6 protein-coding genes are annotated in these 6,139 nt (G+C 73.8%); 4 read left to right on the top strand and 2 right to left on the bottom strand.

Going from position 1 to position 6,139, the window contains the following annotated elements:
• On the top strand, positions 1 to 1,373 hold a 1,373-nt coding region (locus NS354_RS12005; protein WP_058594696.1), incomplete at its 5' end, for an acyltransferase family protein.
• A gap of 176 nt (positions 1,374 to 1,549) precedes the next feature.
• On the opposite strand, the gene NS354_RS12000 is transcribed toward NS354_RS12005, so the two are convergent.
• Both NS354_RS12000 and NS354_RS11995 read right to left on the bottom strand, forming a co-directional pair.
• Positions 1,550 to 2,521, bottom strand: a complete 972-nt coding sequence (locus NS354_RS12000; protein WP_082678072.1) for a quinone oxidoreductase family protein — start codon at positions 2,519 to 2,521, stop codon at positions 1,550 to 1,552.
• A gap of 41 nt (positions 2,522 to 2,562) precedes the next feature.
• Positions 2,563 to 3,024 carry an Lrp/AsnC family transcriptional regulator gene (locus NS354_RS11995; protein ID WP_193750777.1) on the bottom strand — a complete coding sequence of 154 codons (462 nt, stop codon included), beginning with the start codon at positions 3,022 to 3,024 and terminating at the stop codon, positions 2,563 to 2,565.
• 159 nt (positions 3,025 to 3,183) lie between these two features.
• Here NS354_RS11995 and pdhA point away from each other — a divergent pair, with 159 nt between their 5' ends.
• From pdhA to NS354_RS11980, 3 genes are all read left to right on the top strand, one after another.
• On the top strand, positions 3,184 to 4,278 hold the full coding sequence (pdhA, locus tag NS354_RS11990) for a pyruvate dehydrogenase (acetyl-transferring) E1 component subunit alpha (protein ID WP_058594695.1): 1,095 nt from the start codon (positions 3,184 to 3,186) through the stop codon (positions 4,276 to 4,278).
• An 8-nt stretch (positions 4,279 to 4,286) separates the two neighbouring features.
• Positions 4,287 to 5,402, top strand: a complete 1,116-nt coding sequence (locus tag NS354_RS11985) for an alpha-ketoacid dehydrogenase subunit beta (RefSeq protein WP_206542612.1) — start codon at positions 4,287 to 4,289, stop codon at positions 5,400 to 5,402.
• Positions 5,399 to 6,139, top strand: a 741-nt coding sequence (locus tag NS354_RS11980; protein WP_193750776.1) for a biotin/lipoyl-containing protein, incomplete at its 3' end; no start/stop codon positions are given. The genes NS354_RS11985 and NS354_RS11980, both read left to right, overlap by 4 nt.

Below are 6,139 nucleotides of genomic sequence, written 5' to 3'. Positions count from 1 at the left end.
CCGCAGCCCCGCACCGCTCCGCAGCACCGCACCGCACCGCAGCCCCGCACCGCTCCGCCGCACCGCACCCCTCCGCCGCACCGCACCGCGACACGACGATCGACGCCGTTCGGGCCGGCGCGCTGCTGATCGTCGTGGTGCTGCACGCGCTGATGGTCGGCGTGGAGCGCACCCCCGCCGGGTCGCTGCACCCGAGCGTCGCGCTCTCGGGCGAGCCCTGGTTCGCGCCGATGACCTGGGCGCTGCAGATCATGCCGCTGTTCTTCATCGCGGGCGGCTTCGCCTCGCTCGCGCAATGGCGGCGCATGCAGCGTCGCGGGGACGGCGCCGTCGCCTACATCACGGCCCGCACGCGCCGGCTCGCGGTGCCCGCCGCGCTCATGATCGGGACGGTCGGCGGGGCGCTGCTGCTCGCACGCGCCCTCGGCGCGGATGCGGCGCTCATCGCGGAGGCGAGCCTGAGGATCGGCCAGCCCCTCTGGTTCCTCGCCGTGTACTTCGCCGTGACCGCCCTCGTGCCTGCGATGGCGCGGCTGCACGACCGCGCGCCCCGGCTCACGGTGCTCGCGCTCGCGACCGGCGTCGTGTGCGTGGACGTGGCGAACGCCCGATTCGGCGTGCCCGTCGGATACCTGAACCTGCTGCTGGTCTGGCCCCTCATGCAGCAGCTCGGATTCATGATGCGCGACGGCATCTCCGTCGCCGTCTGGCCGCGTCGCCGCCTCGTCTGCGGCTTCCTCGGCGCACTCGCGACGCTGCTCGCACTGGTCGCGAGCGGATGGTCGCCCGACCTGCTCGAGAACCTGAACCCGCCCACGACGGCGATCATGCTGCTCGGCGCCGCCCAGTGCTGCGCCCTGCAGCTGCTGCGCCCGCGGCTCGATGCGCTGACGCGCGCGCCGCGCATCGCGCGCCTCATCTCGCGGGCCAACGCTGCGGCGATGGGGGTGTACCTCTGGCACATGCCCGTGATCCTCGCGCTCGTCGCGGTCATATGGGTCGCCGGGCTGCCCCTGCCCGCTCCCCACTCCGCCGCCTGGTGGGCGACCCGCCTCCCGTGGCTGCTCGCCATCGCGTGCTGCGTGATCCCGGTCGCCGCGGTCCTCGCCCCGGTCGAGCGGCGGGCGCTCGCGCTGCTCCACGCGGTCGCGGCGACACCGCCCGCGTACCCCGACGCGGGCGCTGCTCGCAGGTGGGCCGCGGTGCTCAGCGTGGTGTGCGGGATCGCCGGGACCGCCGTCGCGCTGCTCGCGGGGCTCGCGTCGCCCCTGCCGTACGCGGCCGCGCTCGCGCTGCTCGCGCTGAGCATCCACTGCGCGAGCCTGCGCCCGGGCGGGCGGGTCGCGCCGCCTCGGCGTCGGCGTCAGCGTTAGCGCTGGTGAGCGATTCGGCGTCGGTGACACGTTCCGGGCCCCGATCCGCTCACCGAAGCCGAATCGCTCACCTAAGCCGGGGCAGCCCAGCCGCTGACCCCCGGAAACCTCCGCCGATCCCCCACCGCGGCCGAATCGCTCACCGCCGGTGGGGCGAACCCACGCCTCGCCCCGGCCTACGGCTCGAGAATCACCTTGCCCGTGGTCGCCCGCGACTCGAGCGCCCGGTGCGCCGCCTCCGCCTCGGCCAGCGGGAACCGCGCGCCGATGCGGAAGTCGAGCCGGCCCGCCCGAAGCGCGTCGAACAGCTCGCCGTAGCGCCAGGCGCGCTCCTCGGGAGTGCGCAGGAAGTGGCCGAGCGACGGCCGCGTGACCGAGAGGGATCCCCCGGCGTTGAGCCGCTGCAGGTCGAAGGGCGGCACCGGCCCGCTCGCCGCGCCGAAGAGCACGAGCTCGCCGCGCACCCGCAGCGCCGAGAGCGAGTCGTCGAAGGTGCGCGCGCCCACGCCGTCGTAGACCACCGCGACGCCCTCGCCATCGGTCGCCTCCCGCGAGCGCTGCGCGAAATCGTCGTAGTCGAAGACCTCGGCGGCGCCCGCGCCCTGACTCAGCTCGCGCTTCTCCGGGGTCGAGACCGTGGTGAGCACCCGCACCCCGCGCGCGACCAGCAGCTGCGTGAGCAGCAGGCCGACGCCGCCCGCACCGGCGTGCACCACCACCGTCTCGCCCTCGCGCGGCTGCGCGGCCGACGTCGCGAGGTAGTGCGCGGTGAGCCCCTGCAGGGGGATGGCCGCGGCCACGTCGGCGGCGATCCCATCGGGCACCCGCACGGCGCGCTCCGCCGAGACCACGAAGCGCTCGGCGTACGTACCCGAGGCCTCCGCGGTCGTGACCACGTCGCCGGCGGCGAAGCCATCGACCCCCGCACCGACCTCGAGCACCAGGCCGGCCGCCTCGCCGCCCGGGGTGAAGGGGTACTCCACCGCGTACTGCCCCGACCGCTGGTAGGTCTCGATGAAGTTCACCCCCACCGCCCGGGTCTGCACGAGCAGCTCTCCCGGCCCCGCCTCCGGGGCGGGCACCTCGGTGAACGCCAGCAGCTCGGGGCCGCCGGCCTGGGCAACGGTGATCGCGCGCATCGTGGTCATGAAAGCAGCCTACGGCGATCGCCCGCTCACCGCCGCCCGCATCACCGGCCGGTCGCGAGCGCGGGCGGCGGCCCGCCGGCGAAGTCCTCGAAGATCAGAATGGTGCGGGTGTTGCGCACCCACGGGATCGACTGGATGTCTTCGAGCACCACGCGCCGCAGGTGACTGTTGTCGGCGGCGCGCACGAGCAGCAGCACGTCGAAGTCTCCGCCCACCAGGGCGATGTGCTCGACCTCGGCGATCTGGCCGAGCCGGGCGCGCACCTCCTGCCACCCGGTCTGGTCGACCAACAGCGTGACGTACGCGGAGGCGTGGGCTCCCGCGAGCACCGGGTCGGTGCGGATCGTGAAGTTCTTGATGACGCCGCTGTCGACGAGTCTGCGGACCCGCGCATGAGCGCCGGCGCGCGAGATGTGCACCGCTTCGGCGAGCGCGGTCATCGACACTCGCGCGTCCTCGGCGAGCACCGCGAGAATGGCGCGGTCGGTGTCGTCCACGTGCATGTCGTCCTCCTTCGGAGACTGGATCGCGATTCGTTACACCCGTCCAGCATTTCGGCGCTTTTGCGATCAAACATACAGATCTCGTGCCGCATCGCGCACAGTCGATCGGATTCGGAGCACAATAGGCGACATATCGACGGACGGATTCAAGGAGGAACCGTGTCCCGATCAGTGAGCGCGCTGCTGCCGCGCGACACCCCCGTGCAGCTGCTCGACGCCGAGGGCGTCGTGCACGCCGACGCCGAGTTCCCGATGCCCGATGTCGAGGAGCTGCTGCGCGGATATGCGGGCCTCGTGAACGGCCGCCGCATCAACGATCAGTGCAACGCGCTCGTGCGCCAGGGCCGACTCGCGGTCTACCCCGCTTCGACGGGACAGGAGGCCTGCCAGGTGGCCGCCGCCCTCTGCCTCGAGCGCGGCGACTGGCTGTTCCCGACGTACCGCGATTCGGTCGCCGTGATCGCGCGCGGCGTCGCCCCCGCCGCGGCGATGGTGCTGCTGCGCGGCGACTGGCACTCGGGCTACGATCCCACCGAGTACGGCATCGCTCCGCAGGCGACCCCGCTCGCCACGCAGCTGCTTCACGCCGTCGGCTTCGCGCACGCCGCCCGCCTGCGCGGCGAAGACACCGTCGTGCTCGCGATGTGCGGCGACGGCGCGACGAGCGAGGGCGACTTCCACGAGGCGATGAACTTCGCCGCCGTCTTCCACCTGCCCGTCGTGTTCTTCGTGCAGAACAACGAGTTCGCCATCTCCGTGCCCCTCTCCCGGCAGACCGCCGCGCCATCGCTCGCGCACAAGGCGATCGGGTACGGGATGCCGGGCGAGCGCGTCGACGGCAACGACGTCGCCGCGCTGCTGGCGGTGCTCGGCGCCGCGGTGGATCGGGCGCGCGCCGGGGGCGGTCCCAGCCTCGTCGAGGCGCACACCTACCGCATGCTCGCGCACACGAACGCCGACGACGACACGCGGTACCGCGACCGGGAGGAAGTGCAGGCGTGGGCCGGTCGCGATCCGCTCGCCCGCGTGCGGACGCATCTGCTCGATGCGGGCGCGCTCACCGAGACCGACGAGGCGGAGCTGGCGGCCGCCGCGGAGGAGATCGCGAGCGAGCTGCGCTACGCGATGAACGCGAACCCGCAGCTCGACCCCGAGGAGCTCTTCGCGCACGTCTACGCCGAGCGCCCGGAGACGCTCGACGCGCAGTGGGGCGTGCTGCGCGACGAGATCGAACGCACGGAGGTCGACTCGTGAGCACGACGATGGCGCGGGGCGGAACCGCGCGGAGCAAAGACGCGGGCGCCGCGGGCGCGGGTGCGGGCGCCACGGGCGCGGGGGCCGCGGGGGCGCAGCGCGCGGGCGCAGTGACCGGGCCCACGGATCAGCGGGAGACGACGCCGACGACCATGTCGATGGCGGCGGCGCTCAACCGGGCGCTCGCCGACTCCCTCGCGGCCGACGACCGGGTCGTGGTCTTCGGCGAGGACGTGGGAGCGCTCGGCGGCGTCTTCCGCATCACCGACGGGCTCACCGAGCGCTTCGGCGAATCGCGCTGCTTCGACACGCCCCTCGCGGAGTCGGGGATCGTGGGCACCGCGGTCGGCATGGCGATGAACGGGATGACGCCCGTCGTCGAGATGCAGTTCGACGCCTTCGCGCTGCCCGCGTTCGAGCAGGTGGTGAGCCACGTCGCGAAGCTCGGCAATCGCACCCGCGGCGATCTGCGCATGCCGCTCGTGATCCGCATCCCGTACGGCGGCGGCATCGGCGGCGTCGAGCACCACTGCGACTCCTCGGAGGCGTACTACGCGCACACCCCCGGGCTCACCGTGGTCTCGCCGTCGACGCCGCAGGACGCGTACTCGCTGCTGCGGGCCGCGATCGCCTCCCCCGACCCGGTGATCTTCATGGAGCCGAAGAAGCTCTACTGGTCGACGGGGCCGGTCGACACGAGCATCGAGGCGGAGCTGCGCCGCGCTCGGGTCGTGAGACCGGGATCGGACCTCACACTCATCGGCTACGGCCCGTCCGTGCCGATCGCGCTCGAGGCCGCCGAGGCCGCGGAGGCCGACGGGCGCAGCGTCGAGGTGATCGATGTGCGCACGCTGACGCCGTTCGACGACCGCACGGTGGTGGAGTCGGTGCGCCGCACGGGGCGCGCGATCGTCATCGCCGAGGCGCCGGGGTTCGCGAGCGTCGCCTCCGAGATCCAGGCGCGGGTGTTCGAGCAGTGCTTCGAGTACCTCGAGGCCCCGGTGCGCCGCGTGACCGGCTTCGACACCCCGTTCGCATCGCCGAAGTTCGAGCACTGGTACCTTCCCGACGCCGAGCGCGTGCTCGACGCGATCGAGACGCTGCACTGGGAGGAGTCGCGATGACCACCCGCACCTTCATGCTCCCCGATCTCGGCGAGGGGCTCACCGAGGCCGCACTGGTCAGGTGGATGGTCGCCGTGGGCGACACCGTCGCCATCGATCAGCCCATCGCCGAGGTCGAGACCGCGAAGAGCATCGTCGAGCTGCCCTCCCCCTACGCCGGAGTGGTGGTGCAGCTGCACGGCGCCGAGGGCGAAGCGCTGCAGACGGGCGCTCCCGTGATCGAGGTCGGCGACGATCGCTCCGCCGAGTCGGGGCGACGCCCCGGCCCCGAGAGCGCGCCCGAGTCCGAGCGCTCCGCCGAGTCCGCAGGGTCCGTTGCGCGGAAGCCGGAGGACGAGCACGAGGCCTACCGCACCGAGGAGCGAGCAGGATCGGGCAACGTGCTCATCGGCTACGGCACCGGGCGCGGGCCCGCGAAGGGGCGCCGGCGACGCGCGCGGAGTGGCCCCGGCGCCCCGCCCGCCGCGGGGGCGGTCGCACCGTCGGCCCTCGCCGATGCCGGCGCCCGGCGCACCGTCGCCGTGCGCTCCCCCATCGTGCGGCGCCTCGCCCGCGACCTCGGCGTCGACCCCCGCCGCGTGCAGCCGAGCGGTGCCGACGGGGCCGTCACCCGCGCAGACGTGCTGCGCGCCGCGGCATCGTGCCCGGCGCTCGGCCGGGTGTCGTGCCCGGCGGGAGCCGCAGCATCGGGCCCGGCGGGAACGGCACCGCCCGCGGCGCGCAGCACGTCTGCGCGG

This window comes from Leucobacter chromiiresistens, assembly GCF_001477055.1.
GTDB classification, from domain to species: Bacteria; Actinomycetota; Actinomycetes; order Actinomycetales; family Microbacteriaceae; genus Leucobacter; species Leucobacter chromiiresistens_A.
Note: the sequence above shows the minus strand (reverse complement) of the source record. Positions and strands in the feature narration are given on the sequence as shown.

Excerpts from the sequence above, each read along its gene's own strand:
- NS354_RS12000 (WP_082678072.1), bottom strand. The coding sequence starts at position 2,521 with ATGACCACGATGCGCGCGATCACCGTTGCCCAGGCCGGCGGCCCCGAG.
- NS354_RS11995 (WP_193750777.1), bottom strand. The coding sequence starts at position 3,024 with ATGCACGTGGACGACACCGACCGCGCCATTCTCGCGGTGCTCGCCGAG.
- NS354_RS11985 (WP_206542612.1), top strand. The coding sequence starts at position 4,287 with ATGGCGCGGGGCGGAACCGCGCGGAGCAAAGACGCGGGCGCCGCGGGC.